Origin of the sequence: Leisingera caerulea DSM 24564 (assembly GCF_000473325.1) — a bacterium.
In the GTDB taxonomy this organism is placed as follows: domain Bacteria; phylum Pseudomonadota; class Alphaproteobacteria; order Rhodobacterales; family Rhodobacteraceae; genus Leisingera; species Leisingera caerulea.
In genome coordinates this window covers 23,503-43,162 of record NZ_AXBI01000019.1, presented here as the reverse complement: position 1 = coordinate 43,162, position 19,660 = coordinate 23,503, and the positions used below count along the sequence as shown (strand labels likewise).

15 protein-coding genes and 1 pseudogene are annotated in these 19,660 nt (G+C 60.9%); 4 read left to right on the top strand and 12 right to left on the bottom strand.

The window, feature by feature from the left end:
• Positions 1-161: 161 nt before the first annotated feature.
• A complete protein-coding gene (locus CAER_RS28715) occupies positions 162-632 on the bottom strand; it encodes an Lrp/AsnC family transcriptional regulator (RefSeq protein WP_051357652.1) in 471 nt (156 codons plus the stop codon).
• Between the two features lie 171 nt (positions 633-803).
• Between CAER_RS28715 and CAER_RS0102360 the strand changes: the two genes are divergently transcribed.
• From CAER_RS0102360 to CAER_RS0102350, 3 genes are read left to right on the top strand one after another with little or no spacing between them, the layout of a single operon-like run.
• The gene (locus CAER_RS0102360) at positions 804-1,550 is read left to right on the top strand and encodes a YqcI/YcgG family protein (protein ID WP_027233899.1); all 747 of its coding nucleotides are present in this window, start codon (positions 804-806) and stop codon (positions 1,548-1,550) included.
• Positions 1,547-1,882, top strand: a complete 336-nt coding sequence (locus tag CAER_RS28710; protein WP_027233898.1) for a cupin domain-containing protein — start codon at positions 1,547-1,549, stop codon at positions 1,880-1,882. The genes CAER_RS0102360 and CAER_RS28710 overlap by 4 nt, the downstream gene beginning before the upstream one ends.
• Positions 1,879-3,153 (top strand): APC family permease, encoded by a 1,275-nt coding sequence (locus tag CAER_RS0102350; protein WP_027233897.1) that lies wholly within the window; start codon positions 1,879-1,881, stop codon positions 3,151-3,153. Before CAER_RS28710 ends, CAER_RS0102350 begins: the two co-directional genes overlap by 4 nt.
• Before the next feature lie 501 nt (positions 3,154-3,654).
• On the opposite strand, the gene CAER_RS0102345 is transcribed toward CAER_RS0102350, so the two are convergent.
• The 6 genes from CAER_RS0102345 to CAER_RS0102320 form a co-directional block, all read right to left on the bottom strand.
• Positions 3,655-4,893, bottom strand: a complete 1,239-nt coding sequence (locus CAER_RS0102345; RefSeq protein ID WP_027233896.1) for an MFS transporter — start codon at positions 4,891-4,893, stop codon at positions 3,655-3,657.
• Positions 4,894-4,925: 32 nt separating this feature from the next.
• Positions 4,926-5,159 (bottom strand): tautomerase family protein, encoded by a 234-nt coding sequence (locus CAER_RS0102340; protein WP_027233895.1) that lies wholly within the window; start codon positions 5,157-5,159, stop codon positions 4,926-4,928.
• Between the two features lie 4 nt (positions 5,160-5,163).
• On the bottom strand, positions 5,164-9,105 hold the full coding sequence (locus CAER_RS27250) for a non-ribosomal peptide synthetase family protein (protein ID WP_084299354.1): 3,942 nt from the start codon (positions 9,103-9,105) through the stop codon (positions 5,164-5,166).
• A 129-nt stretch (positions 9,106-9,234) separates the two neighbouring features.
• Positions 9,235-9,984: a maleate cis-trans isomerase family protein gene (locus tag CAER_RS0102330; RefSeq protein ID WP_027233894.1), complete on the bottom strand. Its 750-nt coding sequence runs from the start codon at positions 9,982-9,984 to the stop codon at positions 9,235-9,237.
• A gap of 57 nt (positions 9,985-10,041) precedes the next feature.
• Positions 10,042-10,935: an NAD(P)-dependent oxidoreductase gene (locus CAER_RS0102325; protein ID WP_051357651.1), complete on the bottom strand. Its 894-nt coding sequence runs from the start codon at positions 10,933-10,935 to the stop codon at positions 10,042-10,044.
• Between the two features lie 133 nt (positions 10,936-11,068).
• On the bottom strand, positions 11,069-11,650 hold the full coding sequence (locus tag CAER_RS0102320) for a TetR/AcrR family transcriptional regulator (RefSeq protein WP_027233892.1): 582 nt from the start codon (positions 11,648-11,650) through the stop codon (positions 11,069-11,071).
• A 276-nt stretch (positions 11,651-11,926) separates the two neighbouring features.
• On the opposite strand from CAER_RS0102320, the pseudogene CAER_RS29125 reads away from it, so the two are divergent.
• Positions 11,927-12,720 (top strand): annotated as a pseudogene (locus tag CAER_RS29125) (IS5 family transposase).
• 51 nt (positions 12,721-12,771) lie between these two features.
• On the opposite strand, the gene CAER_RS0102310 reads toward CAER_RS29125, so the two are convergent.
• The 5 genes from CAER_RS0102310 to CAER_RS0102290 form a co-directional block, all read right to left on the bottom strand.
• On the bottom strand, positions 12,772-14,025 hold the full coding sequence (locus tag CAER_RS0102310) for an aminotransferase class V-fold PLP-dependent enzyme (RefSeq protein WP_027233891.1): 1,254 nt from the start codon (positions 14,023-14,025) through the stop codon (positions 12,772-12,774).
• A gap of 197 nt (positions 14,026-14,222) precedes the next feature.
• Entirely contained in the window at positions 14,223-14,951 is a 729-nt protein-coding gene (locus CAER_RS0102305) for an aspartate/glutamate racemase family protein (protein WP_027233890.1), read from the bottom strand.
• Positions 14,948-16,213, bottom strand: coding sequence for an NAD(P)/FAD-dependent oxidoreductase (locus CAER_RS0102300; RefSeq protein WP_027233889.1), 1,266 nt, complete (start codon positions 16,211-16,213; stop codon positions 14,948-14,950). Before CAER_RS0102300 ends, CAER_RS0102305 begins: the two co-directional genes overlap by 4 nt.
• A complete protein-coding gene (locus CAER_RS0102295; RefSeq protein WP_027233888.1) occupies positions 16,210-18,435 on the bottom strand; it encodes a TRAP transporter permease in 2,226 nt (741 codons plus the stop codon). The genes CAER_RS0102300 and CAER_RS0102295 overlap by 4 nt, the downstream gene beginning before the upstream one ends.
• A 121-nt stretch (positions 18,436-18,556) precedes the next feature.
• Positions 18,557-19,567 (bottom strand): TAXI family TRAP transporter solute-binding subunit, encoded by a 1,011-nt coding sequence (locus tag CAER_RS0102290; protein ID WP_027233887.1) that lies wholly within the window; start codon positions 19,565-19,567, stop codon positions 18,557-18,559.
• Positions 19,568-19,660 lie beyond the last annotated feature (93 nt).

The window sequence follows — 19,660 nt, the reverse complement described above, 5'->3', positions numbered from 1 at the left end:
AGGGGCCCTAGTTGTCTTGATCCAGTCATAAAGCGTTGAAGGAGACACATACTTCTGACCGCTTTTCAGGCTGGACGGGGTGAACAACGTCAAAGCCTTTGGATCAAGCAAAAACAGAACCTTCGGTGTTTCTTGCTCGAATGCGGCCAATGAAATGTCCGTTAGACGTCCGCCTCACCGTCGCGCCGCGAATTGGATCGCGGATCGCGCCACGTTGTCAGGATCGAATTTGTGTACATTGTCTGAACCAACGGGTGCCTCGCAACGCTGTTCCGCACGTTCTCAACAACTTCCACATCCTTGGCTTCCACCAGCACCATCATGTCGATATCGGAGGATGAGATGCTCCACGCGCCTAGGATCTCGTCGTGCTTCTGCAAGTCAGCAAACAGCTGCCTGCAGTTAGGCGCGACCAGGCGGATATTGAAGAGTGCTCTGAAAGGTTGCGAGGTGAATTCTGCTTCCTGCGCGAGCTCTATCGTGAACCGTTTGATGATCTTCTTGTCAACCAGGCGGTCGATCGTCTCTTTGACCTTCTTGCGAGACGCACCAAGCTCTGAGGCAATGTCAGAGACTGAGGCCCGGCTGTTTTCGCTCAGGAGGCGAATGATCTTTCTCTGAAATCCATCCATAAGTCATACAGTTTTTGCGCAATTGACTGTGCCTAAGCCCAATCTGAAACGTCTTTTCCCAATAAGCGTCTTTCTGGGAACAGTCTGGGCGTTCATATCACACGCAAGCCTCGAACTGCCAGAGGTTATCCGCCCTGCGCGAGGCCCAAGCAAAGATATGAGAGACAGTTTATGACCACCAAGATTATCTACAGTCGGGTTGAAATTGACAGCGAATTCGATGCAACTACCTGGCAGAAAAAGATTTTCAACGAGCTGGCGACCAATTTCAGGTCTCGCTCCCGGCTCTTCCCCTGCACCTTTGGCGTCGCCGGTTTCGAAGCAGATCAGCTACGGTTTGCCTTTTCTGAAAACATGGACCCTGACGAAGTGTCTTCAGCCCTGAAGTGCTATCTGAAAGACGCCAAATCGTTCGGGAAGAATACCTCCCTGCTCGTCTTGTCGCGTCCGGGTCCGATCCAGAGCCTGGAGCATTACCGCGCGCGCTTCTGGTCAACCCTGGATGGTATTCACCAGACCGATGACACAGAGTGGCCCGAGAGCATTCCGACTGAGATCGACAGTGCGGGATGGGAGTGGTGTTTCGGCGGCGAACAAATCTTTGTGGTTTGCAACACGCCCGCGCATGTCAACCGGCAGTCACGGCGGTTTTCGAGCTTCATGCTGACGTTCCAGCCGCGGTGGGTTTTTAACGGTATTCTGGACACACGAGAGACCGCCGAGAAAGCCACCTCCAAAATCCGTTCCCGCATCTTGCAATACGACCTGATCAATCCGTCGGAGGATCTGGGCTTGTACGGCGACCCCGACAACCGGGAGTTCGCGCAGTATTTTCTAGATGACGAAAACCGCGCGGCCACGTGCCCGTTTCACAGCTTTACCAAGAAAAACCAAAATGAAGAGGAGAAGGTGGCATGATTTCATCACCTGGAAAATCTGTCGTCGTTCACTCAGCCGCTGCTGATTTGTCGGACTTCAGAGGGCTTGTTGAACGCTGCATGCCTGAACAGGGTTGCGTCGAAGTCCAGAATGACCAGTCAGACAAGGAGCATCCCTGGCACCAGCACGATACCGACGAGACCATTGTCGTGCTGAGCGGGCAGCTCCTGTTTTACTGGGAAGGCGGCGAAGCCGTTTGCAAGTCGGGGGATGTGATCGAGCTTCCGAAAGGGGTCAGGCACGGTTCGAAAGCAAGTTTCGGGGACGTGCAGTATCTGATTTCCTTTGCCAATGTGGATTTCGCAAGATGACAGATCTCAAAAAGACGCTGGGCCCGCTGAAAGGGGCGGGCCTGATGCTCAATATTGTCATTGGTGCAGGGCTTCTGAGTTTGCCGGGGCTTGCCTACCAGCAAGCCGCAGAGAACGCGATCTGGGTTTGGGCCTTGTGCGCTCTTGTGGCTCTGCCGCTTCTGTCTGTCTTTATCATAATGGGAGCAAGATTTCCGGATGCCGGAGGTGTGTCCGCCTTTGCGCAGAAGGCGTTTGGCAAATATGCATACCTAGCCAGCTCCTTTATCTTCCTTGGCGCGGTATCTTTCGGCCTGCCCGCTATCGCACTCACCGGCGGCCATTATCTGTCAGTTCTGGTCCCGGTGGATCCTGCAATTCTGGCAATAGCCTTGCTGCTGATCGCGACCGGAACACAACTTGCTTCACCGGAGGCGGCGTCAAGGATTTCGGCCATGGTTGCCTCTGCAATTCTGTTCTCGCTCCTGCTGATTGTTGCGGTTGGACTGTCCGGTATTTCACCTGAAATGCGTGAAGCCCGCGCCTTGACCGGTCCAACCATCGGATTTTCACAGCTGAGCGTCCCGTTCATGATGATCTTCTTCGCCTTCACGGGCTGGGAAGTCTCCGCAGGGACGTCCGAGGAGTTCAGAAACCCTAAGAGAGACTTCCCGCTGGCGATGGGCTTGTCGTTCCTTGCCGCTATGATGCTCTACTTCAGCATGGCTGTGATCGTCCATTTCACGCCGGTTGATAGCAATTACGAGGCTGCATTTTCTTCTATTATGCAGCGCCACCTTGGCGTCTGGGGCGGCAATTTGATGTCAGTTCTGGCTGTTGTCATAATCGTGGCCAACTTGATGGGGGCGATCTGGGCCGTTTCGCGGATGCTGTTGTCGCTTTCCAGGGAAAGTGTCGTCCCGCTGGACCTTTCCGCCGACGAAACCGGTCGCCCGCTGAAGGCAGTGTTTCTGGTCGTGGCGGTTCTGCTGGCCGTGCTCTGCCTGGATCTTTTCAACATCCTGGCGATTGAAGATATGCTGTCTTTGGCCGGTCAGAATTTCATCATCCTCTTCGCGGTCGCGGCTGCCAGCTTGATGACGCTGACGTCAAGCCTGTTTGAAAAACTGGTGGCGTTTATCGCGGTGGGTACTGTCGGTGTGCTGCTGGCACAGCAGGACGCAGCACTGTTGTACCCGGTGCTTTTGTCCGTTGCCGCAGGGGTCCTTTGGGCAGTCCAGAACAGGATGAATAAGACGAACATTCGAAACAGCCCGCGCAGTACGAGCTGAAGGAAAACACCTGGAAGTCTTCCTGAAGTGACGTTCTCCGTCACTAACTGGACCCGGCTGGTAATGCCGGGTCTTTTTTCTTTCCGGGCTTTTGGATACCTAGTCGGACGGCTGAGCCGGATGCTCCGCCGGCAGCCAAGACCTCACCGCGAAAACGGGCTCTGGAAAATCCCGTTGCGGCCCCGGATCGCGTTCGCACGGTTCATGGAGCAATCGGCGCAAATCGCGCCCGCCCGGGTCTGGATCAGATCATTTCCGCTGGCAGGAAGGGCGGCACGCTGGTTGCACCGGAACCAGACCGGCTGGCGGGATCGGTCCCGGATGCCGGTGCCATTGCCGGCCAGCTTCAGAAAAAGGAGGGAAGTTCGCCTCTGGTGTTTCCATCAGCGGGCCTTTTTGCGCGGGGCGGCTTTGTCTCAGCATTGGCAAAAACTGATGCTATCCCCGTTTTGCAACAGGGATAGCGCGGCAGGACAGAACCTGCTTGGGGAGGAACGGGTTTCAGCTGGCCGCGCGCAGTCCGCGGTCTAGGGAAACGCTACGCAGCATGGTGGAGAAGCGTTTGTAGCTTTCAGGAGAGTAGCGAACAGCCAAGAAGATCATCAGAAGCGAGCCTGCCGCCATCCCCAGCCAGACGTTGCTGAGGTCCGACATCGCATCCCGGACGGCGCCGGCAAACAAGGGCACGAAGCTTGCCAGGATATAGCCGCCGCCCTGCACGAAAGAGGTGAAATTGCCTGCGGTGGTGGGATCATCAACGTGGTCGATGGCCACGATGATCGACAGCGGGAACAGGATGCCGATGCCGACACCCAGCAGCGCCATTGCCAGGAACGACATGTCAATCGGAGCGGTGTAGAGCACGCCAAACCCCAAGGCTGTCATGATCAGCGCGAAGACCAGCGGACCGCGGCGGTCCGGGAAATGGTGGATGAAGGCTGCCACGCCCAAGGCTGTGACGGCTTCGATCACCGTCAATGCAGACAACAGCAGGCCCGCAGCCCCTTGATCAAGCCCCTGTTCCAGATAGAACGGCGGAATCCAGGCCATGACGAGCATAAACGCCCCGGTGCCGACCCCGAAAAACAGCATCAGCGACCAGCAGCGTGCATTGCGCCAGAACTGCGGCGGCGTGGTGCCGGCAGCGGGGGCAGGCGCGGTGCGCTCACTATCGGCGTTGCGCGCGGCGATGACCCAAATCAGCGCTGCAAGAACCGCAGGCAGACTCCAGGCCGCCAGCGTGCCTTCCCAGTCCAGCGAAGACGCAAGCCCTGCAGCCGTGCCCGCTGCGATGGAGGCACCGGCCACGATCCCGGTGGAGTAGAGGCCGATCACCCGGCCGGTTGCAGCGCCGAAGTTGCGCTTGGCGAAGCCCGGCATCAGCGATTGCACAATGGCAATGCCGATCCCGGCCCCTGCGGCGGTGACAAGAAGGCCGGCACCTGTTGGCAGCCACAGGCGGGCTGCGCAGGCCAGGGTGATGATCAGCGCGCCCAGCGTGATGCCGCCGCGCTCCCCCAATGCCGCGCGCAACTGGCGCACGTAGATGGCGCCAATGCCCATCAGAAACACCGGGATCATGGTCAGGAAGCCGATGATAGTGGAGTTTACACCGGTTTCGCCCAGGATTTGCGACACTAGCGGGCCGATGGCGGCAACTGCAGGGCGCAGGTTCAATGAGATCAGGAATATTGCGAACAGCAGTAACGCTGGTGACGCTTTGGCTATGCGTGTGGTCATGGGATACCCTTTCAGGAGGTGGTATGCGGGGGTTAAGCCGCTGAATAATCGGGTGATTTGATCAATTCTTGCGGATGGTTTTGGATGTCTGGAACAAAGACGCTGCTGTGCCAGTCATCGGGCGCCACGGGACGCAATGCGATGGAAACCGCGTGCGGGGAGCAGCCAAAGGCCTGAGTGACCGACTGGGTGATGGCTTCGGAGAGTGTTGCGTGCTGTTCCACTGTCAGGGTGGCGGCAAAATGCTTAATGATGACATGGGGCATGGGATCAGGCCTCTTGCAGGTCACGGGTTTCAGGCTGGGCCGACTGCCATGCTGGAACGTGGCAGCGGATTGCAGCGGCCAGCTCGGAAACACCGCCGGGTTGCAGAAGTTCGTAGTGGTCGGCAGCCAGCGCGTGGACCGGTGCCGGAGCGGCGAGAGTGCGTGTGGCCTCCTCCAGGAAGGAAAGATTGTCTCCCGCCGCCTTGAACAGGCGCACAGGCGCCGCCACCTGCCGTTCTTCGATTTGCAGCCCGTATTCGGGCGCATAGGTCTGTGCCACCAGCCGGGTGATGCGCAAGATCGTGCCCGGGTCCAGATCGGGCTTTTCAGCGGCGATGTACGCCACGAAGCCTTCCAGATCCGAGACCGTTTCAATAACCGGGGCCACGCGTTCTGGAGCGATGGTCTGGGAAAACACCGAATAGAGGATGGTCAGAAAGGACGCATCGCAGAACAGCGAAGCCTCATCCGCGCGCACCGGATCGCCGCCGGGCAGCTCCGGGGAGCCCGGCGCGATCAGGGTCAGCTCCGCCACCTCGCAGCCAGCCTGTTCCAGCTGATAGGCGGTCTCATAGGCCACCCGTGCTCCGAAGGAGTATCCCCAAAGCGTGTAGGGGCCTTCCGGTTGCGCCTCCCTGATCAGCTCGGCATCGCGCGCTGCCATTTCCTGGATTGAGCCGCAGACCTGCTCGCCGGGGTTCACGCCGGAGGCCTGAATGCCGATGACGGGACGGGGCGTGTCGAGCTCCCGCGCGAGGTGGCGCAGGTTCATCGGATAGCCGCCAAGCCCGGGCCAGCAGAACACCGGGATGCCGGCACCTTTCTTCAGCGGCACTGCGCGCGACAGGCTGGAGCCAGTGCCGCCGTCCGTCAAGCGGCGTGCCAGCGCTTCGATGGTCGTGTCCTCGAACAGCACCTGCACCGGCAGGCTGGTATCAAATGCGCGGTTGATGCCCTGCACCAGTTTGACGGCCTTCAGAGAGTCGCCGCCGATTTCAAAGAAATCATCCTGTACCGAGACGTCCTCAAGGCCGATTTGCGCGCACCAGATCTCTGCCAGAGTGGTTTCCGTATCGTTGCGGGGTTTAATGACCTCACGCTCGGCAGCGGCATCGTCGAACTCGGGGAATGCCTTGAGAGCATTCACATCCACTTTGCCCGAAGCGCTGTAGGGCATCGACGGTACCAGCGCCAGTTTGCTGGGCACCATGTAGTCGGGCAGCAGTGACTGCAGGTCGCGGCGTATCAGTTCAGCCGGGCCTTCCATATGCACGCTGTCTTCATGCATGCCTTCATGTGCAATCTGCTCGACGCTGACCTTGCCGAATACCGCGCTGTAGCAGGCGCCAGAGGCAAGCCCATGCTCGTTCAGGATCTCTTTGAGACGGGTGGCCGCGACGAGGTCGTTGCCGGACTTGGAACTGTAGCCGGAGGACATGGTGCCGATCCGGCAGCTGTTCTGCTGCACCCGCTGCAGGCTGCGGCCCAGGTCGATATAGGCGTGCCAGCGCTCTGCGTCCCGGCTGACCATCGAGATCATGCCGCTGGCGCGCTGATAGACACGCTGGTTGATCGCGATCACATGGCGCTGTTCCATGATATGGCGCGAGAACTGGTGCAGCCCGCCATCGCGATAGGCATAATGTCCCGGCGCCAGCCCGGAGATTTTGCTGCCATGGGCCTGGACGTAGAAACCCACCGGCAATTCGGTCCGCCGGTCTGCATGTGCAGTGACCGCATAGCCGGCAATATAGACGTGGCCCGGGCCGCAGTGCAGATGGGGCAGCGCATCCGGAACGTCCGTGCCTGCGCCGATACCCAGGCCATGGGCCGGCAGGATGTGATCCATCAGGCCCAGGATATGGCCGGTCTCGAACTCCAGCACTTCACGGATGTTGTTCTTGTAGACCGGTTCGATCGCCGGAATCTTGCCCACAAAATGCAGCTGCATCACAGGTGTGTCTGAAGCCGGGCGCGGCGCGGTCAGAACCAGTTCGTGCCGGGCCGGGTGATAGTAGTAGTAGCCGGGTTCAAACCCTGCCACATTGGCCAGCTCCACATAGACTTGCGTTGCATTAAGCGCGCCGGGAGAGGCATAGGCGTGTTTCGGCAGCAGCCGTTCCGCGCTGGTGAACTGGCCAAGCCAGCGGAGCAGATATCCCAGATCCTGCGCACTGAGCTCTTCAAGCCCACCGGTGCCGGAGGCGGGCTGCTTCTGTTGCGAGAGCACCGAAAGGACATCCTCGGCCGAGACCTCTCCGCCCTCGTAGAAACGATAGGTCTTACGGGCAAAAGCAAGCCGCCGCTGAGCCGCGTCCGCGTCTTTGCCTGCAAGGGCATAGGTCTTGCGCCCTTCGATTTCGGCGTCCGTGCGCAACCCGGCGCCAGACAGCTGGGCCCGCACTTGCAAGCGGCTTTTTTTGCTGTGGTGGTGGGCGCCGGCATTGCCCTGATCCATCAGTGGCGCTTCGCGCGTGTTCAGTTCAATACCCGCAGCAAGCACCGGCTGGCCGGTGCGGGCATGGGGTTTGATGAACACGCCGGCAGCTTTGACCCAGTCGTGGTTCTCGATGGCCAAGCGGATTTCATCCAGTTCTATCCGGTAGCCCCGGAATTTGACCTGATTGTCGGCACGGCCCTGAAACTGCAAGCCGCCATCCGGATTGCGGCGCACCAGGTCTCCGGTTTTATAAAGCCGCAGCGGCAAACCGTCAGCCGGGCTGACCCAGGTGATGAAGCGCTCGGCCGTCAATTCGTCGCGGTTGTGGTAGCCATTGGCCAGCTGGCGGCCGCCAATATACAGCTCGCCCGAAGCGCCATCGGCAACCGGCTGCAGGTTTTCATCCAGTACCCAACAGCTGGTGTTCGCGGCGGGCTGGCCGATCGGGATCATTTCCGGGCCGTTTTCCAGCCCTGCCGGATCCACAGTCTGGGCGGTGGCATTAATCGTGCATTCGGTCGGGCCATAAAGGTTTACCAGCCGGCAACCGGGGCGGGCTTCGAAAATCCGGGTGGCCAGCTTGCGGGTCAAGGCCTCTCCGCCGCTGAACAGGCTGGTGAGAGTTGTGCAGGTTTCGAAATCCGGAAGGTCAACCAGTGCCTGCAGCAAGGTTGGCACCCCCTGCAGCATAGTAACCCCATGCTGTTTGATCTGTTCAATCAGAGCTTCCGGGTCACGGTAAACGCCGGGACGGCCCATCACGACCTGAACGCCGCAGCAGACTGCCAGCAGTTCCCATTGCGCGGCGTCAAAGCTGACCGGGGTTTTCTGCAGGATAACTTCACCCACCCGCAACTTCTGCTCGGTCTGCAGCCAGGTCAGCTGGTTGAGGATCGCAGCATGAGAAATGCCCACGCCCTTGGGCGCACCGGTGGTGCCGGAAGTATAGATCATATAGGCCAGATCGTCCTCCAGCAGGGCAGGGCCGCACAGGCAATCGCTGTCTTCCCGTCCAGGGACCGCATCCAGCGCATCCAAGGTGATCACGGTAACTCCCGGCAGGATCATCTCGGCCAGGCGGCCACGCAGCTTGTCCTGGGTGACAATCACATCAATACCCGCATCGCGGATCATATAGCTCAGCCGGTCCACTGGGTAATCGGTGCCCAGTGGCAGGTAGGCACCACCTGAGAACAGAATTCCCCAGAGGCCGGCCATCATCTCGGCGGAAGAGTCCGCGAACAGCCCCACCCGGCTTCCCGCGCCGACACCTGTGCGTTTCAGACGGGCGGCCAGGCGAGCGGCGTATTCGGCCAGATCGCTATAGCGCAGCGCGCTGGTATCGTCGCATACAGCGATTTCTTCACCGCGGCAGCGCACCTGCAGCATCAGCATATCTACCAGCGAGGTGCGTTCCGACGCAGTGCGCAGCAGCGCGCGGGTGATGTCGGTTTGCTGAGGCCGGTCGGTAACGGGTTTGGAAAGGAGCGAGTTGGGGGTGCTCATGGTATGTCCTGTCAAGTATTGGAATGGTCATTACAAAACTGGCGGCCACTCACCGCCGCGGCAGGCCGGCAGTGAGTAAGTTGCTATTCAGAAAAATGCCAGCAGCAGGTACGCCTGCTGCGGGATGAGTCAGTGGTTTTCGTAGAGAAAACCTCGGCCGGAAATCGGGTCGGTCACACCGCAGCTACGCAAGGCGTGCCAGTAGAGAACCGCATTATTAGACATTACCGGTTTTCCAATCCAGGTTTCCGCGGCGGCGGCAAAATCTGCCATGGGAACATTGGTTCCCACTTGGACAATGGCTTCCACATCCGGTCCGTCAACGTCCAGCACCGCGTCACGCAGGTTTGCCGGGGTAACGTCGGAGATGTTTGACGGCGTCCGTCCGCCAAGACCATGCATGGCCGCAACCTCGATCCCGCTATCGGTGAAGAACCGCGAAACCGGTTCATCGCCCAGCTCCAGATAAGGAGAAATCAGGCCAATTCTCCGGATACCGCCAAGCGCTTTTAGCGCTGCCAGGATTGCGTCTGCGCTCATGATGATCTTTGCACCGCCTGCTGCTTCCGCAAGGCGGCCATTCAAAGCCTCATGCGCAGAGTGGCCTTCCCAATATCCATCTGGAGATACCGCAACAATAATCGCCCCGGTGCCGCAATGGCGCAGGCTGCGTATGGCGTCCGGGGTGGAGCTGCGGATGTTTTCAATGACCCGATTGAAGCCCGCCTCATGGGTCAGGGAATCATCGTCGATGATCATCCTGCCGATGTGGTTTGTAACGCCAAGGGGACGCATGGCCTCCATCTCTGGCTGAGCCGAAGTGTTGGTCGATGGAATGGCGACACCGACGCGCAGCCGTTTTCCCAGAAAATTACTCATGATTAAATCCTGTAATTTTGAAATTTTCGATCAATGGCTTGGGGCGCAGCTGTGCTGCTAGGCAAGAAACGTTGCGGCCATATCGGCGCCGCCATGGCCTTGGTCCTGCACCCGCCTGTAGCGGTTCAGGCCTGCCTCGGCCAAATCCAGCTTCACCCCGGTCTCCAGTGCGGCCTCAACAATCAGAGCACTGTCCTTGACCGCATTATCGATGGTGAATGCCGGAGTGAAATCCCCCGATGCCATAGCCTGGGCTTTCAATTGAAAGAATGGGGTATCCAGTGGCCCGCCACGCACGGTGTCCGCCACCAGTTCCGGATCCAGTCCCAAGCTGCGAGCCAAGGCCAGGCTCTCTGCCGCTCCATGGGTCAGAGCGAAAACCCAGCTGTTCAGCGCCAGCTTCAGCCGGGTCGCCATTCCGGGGGCGGTGTCAAGCCAGCGTGTGGCTTTGCCAACAGCATCCAGTACCGGCTGCACAGCTTCCTTAGTGCTGTCCGGACCGGCAGCCAGCACTAGAAGCTGGCCGGCCTCTGCGGGTTGGCGGGTGCCAAGCACAGGTGCGTCGATCAGGGTGAGCCCTTTGCGGGCCGCCAACGTCTCCAGCCCGGACATGTCGGCCGGCCCGACTGTGCTCATTTGGAGCCAGCTGACGGGTGCCGCGGGGGCGCTGTCTGCGTCCGGCAACGCCGACATGACTTCTGCGATCGCGTTGGCGTCTTTAAGCATAGTCAAAATGACACTGGCATTCAGAACCGCCTCGGCAGGATCCGCCGCCGGGGTGATGCCCGGTGCGGCCAAGGCTGAAGCCTTGTCAGCGGAACGGTTCCATACGCTGACTTGGCAGCCGGCGGCAGCGATGTTGCGGGCCATCGGCGCCCCCATCAGCCCGGCTCCCAGAACTGCTACCCGCAGGGATGGGCAGGATGGCGGCAAAATAGTGTCAGTTGTCATGTTAAACCTCTGTTTTCCGGGTCCAAGAGACTGCTGTGGCGCCAAGCCCACTTGGGCGGCCGGCATCTGAAGCCGCTTATGGAACAATCATTCCATAACAGTCAACAACCAAAAGGAGATCTTCATGCTGATGTTACACCGTTTCGATGGAGGCTTCGACGATACTGTGCAGATAGGGTTTGCGGCTGGCCGCTGGGAGGCCCTTGCTGATGACTCTAAGGCCTTGTATTATCGCAACAAAGTAACGGGATAGCATTTTGCAGTCCCGATCAGGCGAAATTTCGCCGCTCTTTTGGCCGTGCTTCAGGAGGCGCAGCAACCCACTTTCCAACCGCTTGAAATGCTGTGCGACCAGCGCGCTGAGTTCAGGGTCCCGGCCGGAAATCTCCAGGCTGCTGTTGGCGGCGAAACAGCCAAAGCCCTCGTGGTCGCTCAACTCGTCGTCAACGATGGATAGCAGCAGTGACCGGAGGCTGCCGCGCACATCTGCGGTGCGGGAGATCTTCGCGACATTCTCAGTGGTTACCCGCCTGTATTCTTTAAGTGCAAGCGCAAAAAGCGTTTTCTTGCCCCCAAAGGAGTTATATATCGTGCTGCGGGACAGGCCGGTTGCTTCCACCAGATCATTCATGGAGGTCGCAGCATAGCCATTGCGCCAGAATGTGCGCATGATTGCGTCAACCACCGCGCCTTCATCAAATTCTCTAGGCCTCATAGTGCTCTCAACCGTTCTGTACCGAATGTTTCAGAACTATGCCAGAAGAGAGATCCATGCAACTATGTTGTGCAGGTGATCGAGCGCAGCAGTGGCGGACACATCAGCAACTCCTACCGGTACCCGATGCAACTGGATCTGGCTAAGTGCTGAAAAGGGTTCCGGCCTTTGATCCCAATGGGCTGGCATGCGCTGAACCTGCTGTCCTGTTAGGCTCCAGACCCATTGATTTCCTTCTGGCAGCGTGGTTCATGGTTCGAGAAACGAGCGGTGAGCATGTCGGATCTCTTCTGGCTTACGGACGCGCAGATGGCGCGCCTGGAGCCCTGTTTTCCGAAGTCGCACGGCAAGCCGCGTGTCGATGACCGTCGCGTGTCGAGTGGGATTATCTTCATCAATCGTAATAGGTTGCGCTGGCGCGACGCTCCTGCTGAATACGGTCCCCACAAGACGTCGTATAAACGGTGGAAGCGGTGGAGCGGCAAAGGCATCTTTGCGCAGATGATGGCTGGATTGGCTGCCGGGCATGGCGAAGAGAAGACCGTGATGATCGCGCGACCTACCTCAAGGCCCACCGGACAGCGACCAGCATGGGCATGAAAAACGGAGGCGCGGTCGCCTGATTGGCCGGACCAAGGGTGGCATGAACACGAAGCTGCACGCGATCTGCGACAGCCATGGCCGACCACTCAGCTTGTTCGTCACTGCCGGGCTCCTTCTCGGCGATGCAAGCATCGCCTGCCAGGCAACGGGTCAGCGACTACATAGGCGCGCGGGCTTTGCGCAGCAGCCTTCCGGATGTCGAATGGCTTCTCGGGGACCGTGGCTACAACGCTGACTGGTTCAGAGAGGCGTTGAAAGACAAAGGGATACGCGCCTGCTACCCGGGTCGAAAACAGCGCAAGACGCCTGTGCAATACGACAAGCGCCGCTACAAGCGGCGCAACCGCATTGAGGTCATGTTCGGCAGGCTCAAAGACTGGCGGCGCGTAGCGACCCGATACGACAGATGCCCGAAGGCCTTACTGTCGGCTATCGCACTCGCTGCAACCGTCATCTATTGGCTATGAGTCCTGGTCATCTAGCAGCGCATGAGGGGGGTGTGATGTCAAAAAGTTCTCTCACCCGGTAATCTCTTTCATCACCCCCAGAAACTTCGCCACTTCGCCCACACTGTTGTAATGGCACATGGAGACGCGGACACAGCTGTCCATGCCAAGCGGCGCCAGGATGTTGCCGGAGTAATGGTCCGCCTTGCGCAGGTGGGTGCGGATACCCTGCTCGTTCAGGCGCTTTACCACATCCACCGAGGGCACGCCTGCGACGGTCAGCGAGACCAGCCCCTCCCTGGCGGGATTATCGGCACCGCCCAGAATGGCAACCCCCTCCATCTCTGCCAGGCCGGGCAGGTTGCCGGTGCCATGGATCATCGCGTCGGTCAGCGCTTTCTCGTGGGCGTGGATCGCCTCGCCCGCGGCCACGACCTTGGCGCGCCGGTCCGTTGCGTCGCTGACCTCGCCGCCGAGCCATTCCAGATAACCGGCTACATCCGAGAGCGTCGCATAGCTGCCGGTGTCGCGGGTGCCCATTTCCCAGTTGTCTTCCGGCCCGCCGATCAGCGCGTTGTGCGGCAGTTTGGTCAGCCGGTCCGAGATCCAGGCGAGACCGTAACCGTGGCGCGAGAACATCTTGTAGGGCGAGATCACATAGCCATCGACGCCGTATGCAGTCAGGTCAATGCGCCCGTGGGCCGCGTGCTGGATGCCGTCAACGATGATCAGGCAGTCTGGGGCCACCGCGCGGATGGCGGCGGCGCAGGCGGTCAGATCAACACCCATGCCAGTGACCGGAGAGGTATGGACGATGGTTGCCACCACCGTGTCCGGCGTGACCGCACGGGCATAGGCATCGGCGGAGATAGTGCCAGTGGCGTCGTCATGCGGGATCAGCACGTGTTTCTGACGTGCCACCCCGGCCCAGCGGGCGCAGGCGGAGCGGGTGGCCGGGTGCTCCAGCGTCGAGCTCAGTACGGTGCCGCCTTCCGCGGTGCCGAGGCAGGCGTTCATGATCAGGCGGAACAAGAGCTCTGTGCCGCTTTCGCCGACGAAGAACTGGCCGCCCGGGGCGTTCATCATCACGCGCATGTCGTCCTTGGCCTTGGCGATCACCCGCACCAGTTCATGGCTGCCGGGATTGTCGCGGCCCTGGTTGTCGGGAATGGCAGCATAGCGGGCGGAGGTCTCCACCACCGCGTTCAGCGTCAGCGCGCCGCCGGCGTTCTCAAAAAACACGCGCGGCCCCTGCTGGGGGCATTCGTCCACCTGGGCGAAACGGGCGCGGATCTGGTCCAACAGGGTGTCAGTGATCTGAGGCATAGCAAGTCCAACCGGAAGGCGTTTGATTTGCCGTCACACTAGGGGGATTGCCGGGCGGGTACATCCAAAAAAATCCGGGGCTAAGCGCCGGAAATATTTGTGAGGAACCGTCCGGAGGAACGCCGGTCAGCACCCGTCCGCCCCGTCAAACCAAAGGTTTGCCTCCGGCAAAACGGGCGGGCGCTGCCCTCACTGGGTCAGGTGATAAACCCCGAAAACGGCACACGCAAGGCGGCCCGGTGCACCATCTCCGACAGGGTGATGATGTCGAACACCGGACGGTTCAGCGCGGCCTGAAGCGCATGGGCATAGGGCGGCAGGTCGGTGCATTCCAGCACGATCGGGCCGATTTCCGGGTTGCGGGCAATCATGTCCTGGGCGGCGGCCAGCAGCTCTGCCTCCACCTTGGCCAGATCCATCGCGGTGCGCTCGTTGCGCAGGACCACGGTGGAGAACTCCTCCGCATCGTCCAGCCCCTGAACCACGATGGGCGTATTTTCAGCGCCGACACCGCGCAAGTGCGCCTCCGTCAGGCTGCCGGCGGAGGCGGTGATCACCCCCACCGTGCGCCCGGTCATCTGATGCGCCAGCGGCACCTGGATCAGCGAGGAGACGAACACCGGCACATTCACCGCTGCCGCGATCTCCTTCTGGAAAATCGCCAGGAACCCGCAGGAGCCGGTGATCGCCCGCACGCCCTTGGCCTCCAGCCGCTTGGCAGCGTCGATCAGCCGGTCCTTCATCTCACCGGTGGGATTGGCCAACAGTTTCGGCACGGTGATCCCGTCCAGCATTTCATACAGCGTGGTGAACTGCAGGCTGGAGGGGTTCTTGATGTGGCCAGGGGGCTTGGGGAAATAGCTCTCCAGCGCCAGCACGCCGATGGAGGCGCCGCAGATGTTTTGACCGCCGGGGTGGATGGTCATGCCTTGATCCTTTCATAGCGCCGTGTGCGGAATGGCGAGAGGTCTTCGTTCACCGGGGTGTGGCTGACGATATCCGCCACCAGCCGCCCGGTTTTCGGGGCCATCATCAGGCCATAGTGGCTGTGGCCGAAGGCGGCGATCAGATCGGGGAAGCCCTCGACCTCGCCAATGCAGGGCAGGCTGTCGGGCAGGCTGGGGCGCTGGCCTGACCAGGTGTCCATATCGTCTGCCCGCAGATCAGGCAGCAGCGCGCGGGCCAGCTTGACCAGCCCGTCGAGCCGTTTCTGGTTCACGGGCTGGTCGAGACCTGCAAACTCGGCGGTGCCGGCAACCCGCAGTCCTTCCTCCATCGAGGAGGCCACGAATTTCATGTCCATATCCATGATCGAGTTGTTGAGCGCGACGCCAGGGGAGCGGAAGGACACATGATAGCCGCGTTCGGATTCCATCGGGATCCTGATGCCCAAGGGTTTCAGCAGTTCGCCGGACCAGACGCCCATGGCCAGCACCAGCTTGGGCGTCCATTCCTGGCCCGCCTCGGTCGTATAGCTCCAGCCGCCGGTTCCGGACGGTTGGATCGCCCGCACGGTTTGCCGCAGGATTTCCCCGCCCATCGCTTGGAACTTCTCCGCCAGAACGGTGCCGATCCGGCCCGGGGAGGTTGCACGGGCTTGGCCCTTGATCAGGATCGCAGCCTGGAATTCCGGCGTCAGCGCCGGTTCCAGATCGCGCAGCTCCGCCGTGCCGATACGCTCCATATCGGCCCCGCGGTCGCCGCGCATCCGGTAATCCACCGAATTCAGATCGGCTGCGTCCGCGTTGCGGAAGGCGTGGACGTAATAGCTGTCCTGCACCAGCTCCTCATGCCCGGTGCCCGCCAGATGCTGGCGGTACAGCTCCACGCAGTTGCGGTTGAGCATGTCCATCGCGTCGGAGATCTGCTGAATCCGGCCCTCGCGCCCCTCGGACAGGAACCGCAGTCCCCAGGGCGCGACCTTTGGCAGGTAGCCGGGTTTCACTGAGACCGGCCCCAGCGGGTCCAGCAGCCAGCCCGGCACCTTCTTCCACAGGCCGGGCATGGATTGCGGCACCACCGACCAGGGGGAGATGATGCCGGCATTGCCGTAAGATGTCGCCTGGCCGGGGGCATCCCGGTCGATGAGCCGGACCCTGAGGCCCCGCCCGGCCAGGGAGAGGGCCGAGCAGATGCCAACGATCCCGGCGCCCAGGACAGTGACATCAGGGGAGGCGCGGCCGCTCATTGCGCGGCCTCGGTCTGGAGCTTGCGCTGCTGGCCCAATTGCTGGACCAGCACCGGCGCCATGACCACCATCGCGGCGATGTCGGAGCCGCCGGACGGCGCCACCAGCAGCAGGCCGCCAATGGCCATCAGCAGCCGCCAGATGCCGTTGAGCGGGGCCAGGAAGTAGGCCGAGACAGCGGTGGCGATGGCAAAGACGCCCGCCGCGCAGGTCAGGGTGACCTGAGTGAAGCTCAGCAGCGTGAAATGCTCCGGCAGCACGATCAGCATGGTCGGCGCATAGACAAACACCATCGGCACCATCAGCTTGCCCAGCCCCAGGGTAAAGGCATTGAGGCCGGTGCGGAACGGGTTGGAGCCCGCAATCCCGGCCGCCGCATAGGCCGAGGCGCAGACCGGCGGGGTGATCTCGGAAATCACACCGTAGTAGAGCACGAACATATGGGTGGCTAGCGGCGGCACGCCCAGCTGGCTGAGGGCAGGCGTCGCAACCGCCACCAGCATGATGTAGAGCGCGGTGGTCGGCAGGCCGGCCCCCATCAGGATGCAGGCCATGGCGATCAGCACCAGCGACAGGAACTGCTGGATCGACGGCTGGCTGAACGCCTCGATGGAGGTCCAGTCGAGGAACGGCGCAATCGCTGCCGCCATATCCGCCGCGCCGCCGGTGACCATAAAGCCGAGGCGGAAGCCGACGCCGGTGGTGTTGATCACACCCACCACGATGCCCACCGCGGCAGACGCCGCGCCAACGGCCAGCGCGTATTGCACGCCGACGTGGAAACTGTCGAACAGGTCGCGGAAGTTCTGGCGTTCATTCCTGTGCAGGCAGCCGATCAGGGTCAGCGCGGCCAGCATTCCCGCCATCACCGGGGTATAGCCTTCACCGGAATAGGGCGATGCCTTCCAGAAGATGAAGCCCAGCAAGGCCAGCGGGATCACCATGGTGGCTGGCTTGTTGAAGGCACAGAAGCCCACCACCACACAGAGGCTGAGACCGATAAAGGCCGCCATATTCGGCGAATAGCCGGAAAACAGCACCAGCAAAAGCGCGATCAGCGGAATGATTGTGTACCAGCCGTCCTTCCAGACCTGCAGGAACTTGGGCAGCTGATCCTTGGGGTAGGCGGTCAGGCCAAGTTTCTTGGCGGTGAAGTGCACGATCGAGATCACCCCGATATAGTGCATCATCGCCGGCACAATCGCCGCAATCACGATGGTGGTGTAGGGCACCTCCAGATACTCGGCCATCAGGAAGGAAGCCGCCCCCATGATCGGCGGGGTGATCTGCCCGCCCGCCGAGGCCGCGGCCTCAACCCCGCCTGCGAAATGGCCGGGGTAGCCCATTTTCTTCATGTTCGGGATGGTCAGCGAGCCGGTGGAGACCGTGTTGGCAATGGACGAGCCGGAGATCGTGCCGAAGAAGGCTGACGACACCACCGACACCTTGGCCGGGCCGCCGGTGTAGCGGCCCGCCAGCAGCATGGCATTGTCGACAAAGAACTGCCCCAGGCCCATCCGCTGCGCCACCACGCCGAACAGCACAAAGTGGAACACCACGGTGGAGACCACCCACAGTGTCACGCCGAATATGCCTTCGGACGGGAAGTACATGTTGTTGACGAACTGCTGCCAGTTGACGCCCGGGTGCTTGAGGATCTGCGCGGGCATGTAGGGGCCGAACAGCGCATAGACCATGAACACCAGAATGATCAGCGGCAGCACAAAGCCGATGGTGCGGCGCGCGATCTCCAGCACCGTCAGGATCAGCACCGAGCCAAAGAATACATCCAGGCTGGAGGGATTGCCCTGCCGCAGTGCCTGTTCGCTGATGTCAAAGCCGAACATGTCAAAGCCGCGCCAGCTGACCCAGAGAAACAGCGCCGCTGCCATGCTGAGGCCGGTCAGCGCCCAGTCATAGAGCGGCACATTGCCGGGACGCAGGAGGCTGGGGCCGCGCCATTCCAGGCTGTGCGCGGTCCGGATCATGGGGAAACCCACAAAGATGAACAGGAACAGCCCTGCCAGGTGGATGCCCATATGCACATGGTCCACCGGCGTGCCGAAGCCGGCCGTCCAAAGATGATAGAGGGCAAAGGCGATGCTGGCCCAATAGATGACGCCAGTCAGCCTGGGGCCGTTGTTACGAGTGTTGAGGGCGGAGTCGTACTGCTTCTCCAGCTCCTCAAGCGCCTTGTTGTCGAGATGGGTGTCCAGGGACATCGGGGTCTCCAGTCCGGGGCCTTGCCGGCGCGCGCCATTGATCCGCACTGCGGACAGGGGCGCCGGGAAACAAAAGGCGGCAGCAGAGCGCACCCTGCTGCCGCAGTTCAGGGGGGAGGAATTACTTCAGCATGCCGATTTCGCGGTAGAAGCGCTCAGCACCCGGGTGCAGCGGCACACCGATGCCCTCGACGCCGTCCAGTGCGGTTTCCAGGGTAATCGCCTTGCCCTTGGGGTGGCCGTTGTCCAAGAGCTTGCGGGCGGTATCGGACCACATCGCCTTAGTGATCTCATAGATCAGCTCTTCGTCCATGTTGGCATTGGTGACCAGCATGCCGGAGACTGCCACGGTGTTCACGTCATAGTCCACACCCGGATAGGTGCCTGCCGGAATGGTCGAGGGGATGTAGTAAGGCACGGTGGTGTTGGCCTGTTTGATCTCTGCCTCGGACCAGTTGTGCAGTTCCATGCCCTTGGTGTTGTCGAGCTGGATCATTGCGGCAACCGGTGTGCCGGCTGCATAGAAATAGGCGTCCAATTGGCCGTCGGCGATGCGCTCGGCGGACTGGGCGTTGTTCAGCTCAGCCTCGTCGATGTTATCGCGGTTGACGCCGTGGTCGTTCAGGATCAGCTCCACCGCGATCTGGGTGCCGGAACCGGCCTGGGCAATGCCGACGCGCTTGCCCTTAAGGTCAGCAAGGCTCTCCAGCTTGTGGCCCTCGGGCAGCACCAGGTGCAGGTCTTCGGGGAACAGGTTGGCAATCACCCGCAGGTCGGGCTTGGCGTTGCCCTCGAACTTGCCCTTGCCGTGATAGGCGAAATGCAGGGTTGCGGCACCGGACAGGCCCGCTTCCATCTGGCCTGCCTGGATTGCGTTCACGTTATGGGCCGAGGCGTTGGTCGACTGGGCCATCGCCACCAGTCCAGGAACGCCGCAATTGCCGCCCTCGTCACAGGAGCGTGACCCGGGCGGGTTGGAAATCGCATTGGCAATGATGCCGCCGATCGGGAAATAGGTGCCGCCTGCGCCGCCGGTTCCGATGCGGAAAAACGTCATGTCCTGCGCCACAGCAGCTCCGGTCAGCATGGTGCAGGCCAGCGCGGCCCCGGTCAGTTTCTTGAAAAATCCCATTGTCTCTTCCCTTGGTTATTGGCTGCGGCCTTGCCCGGCAGCTCTCTCCTCCGATTGTTGCATCATGATAAAGGAGAAGCATAAGTACAAATT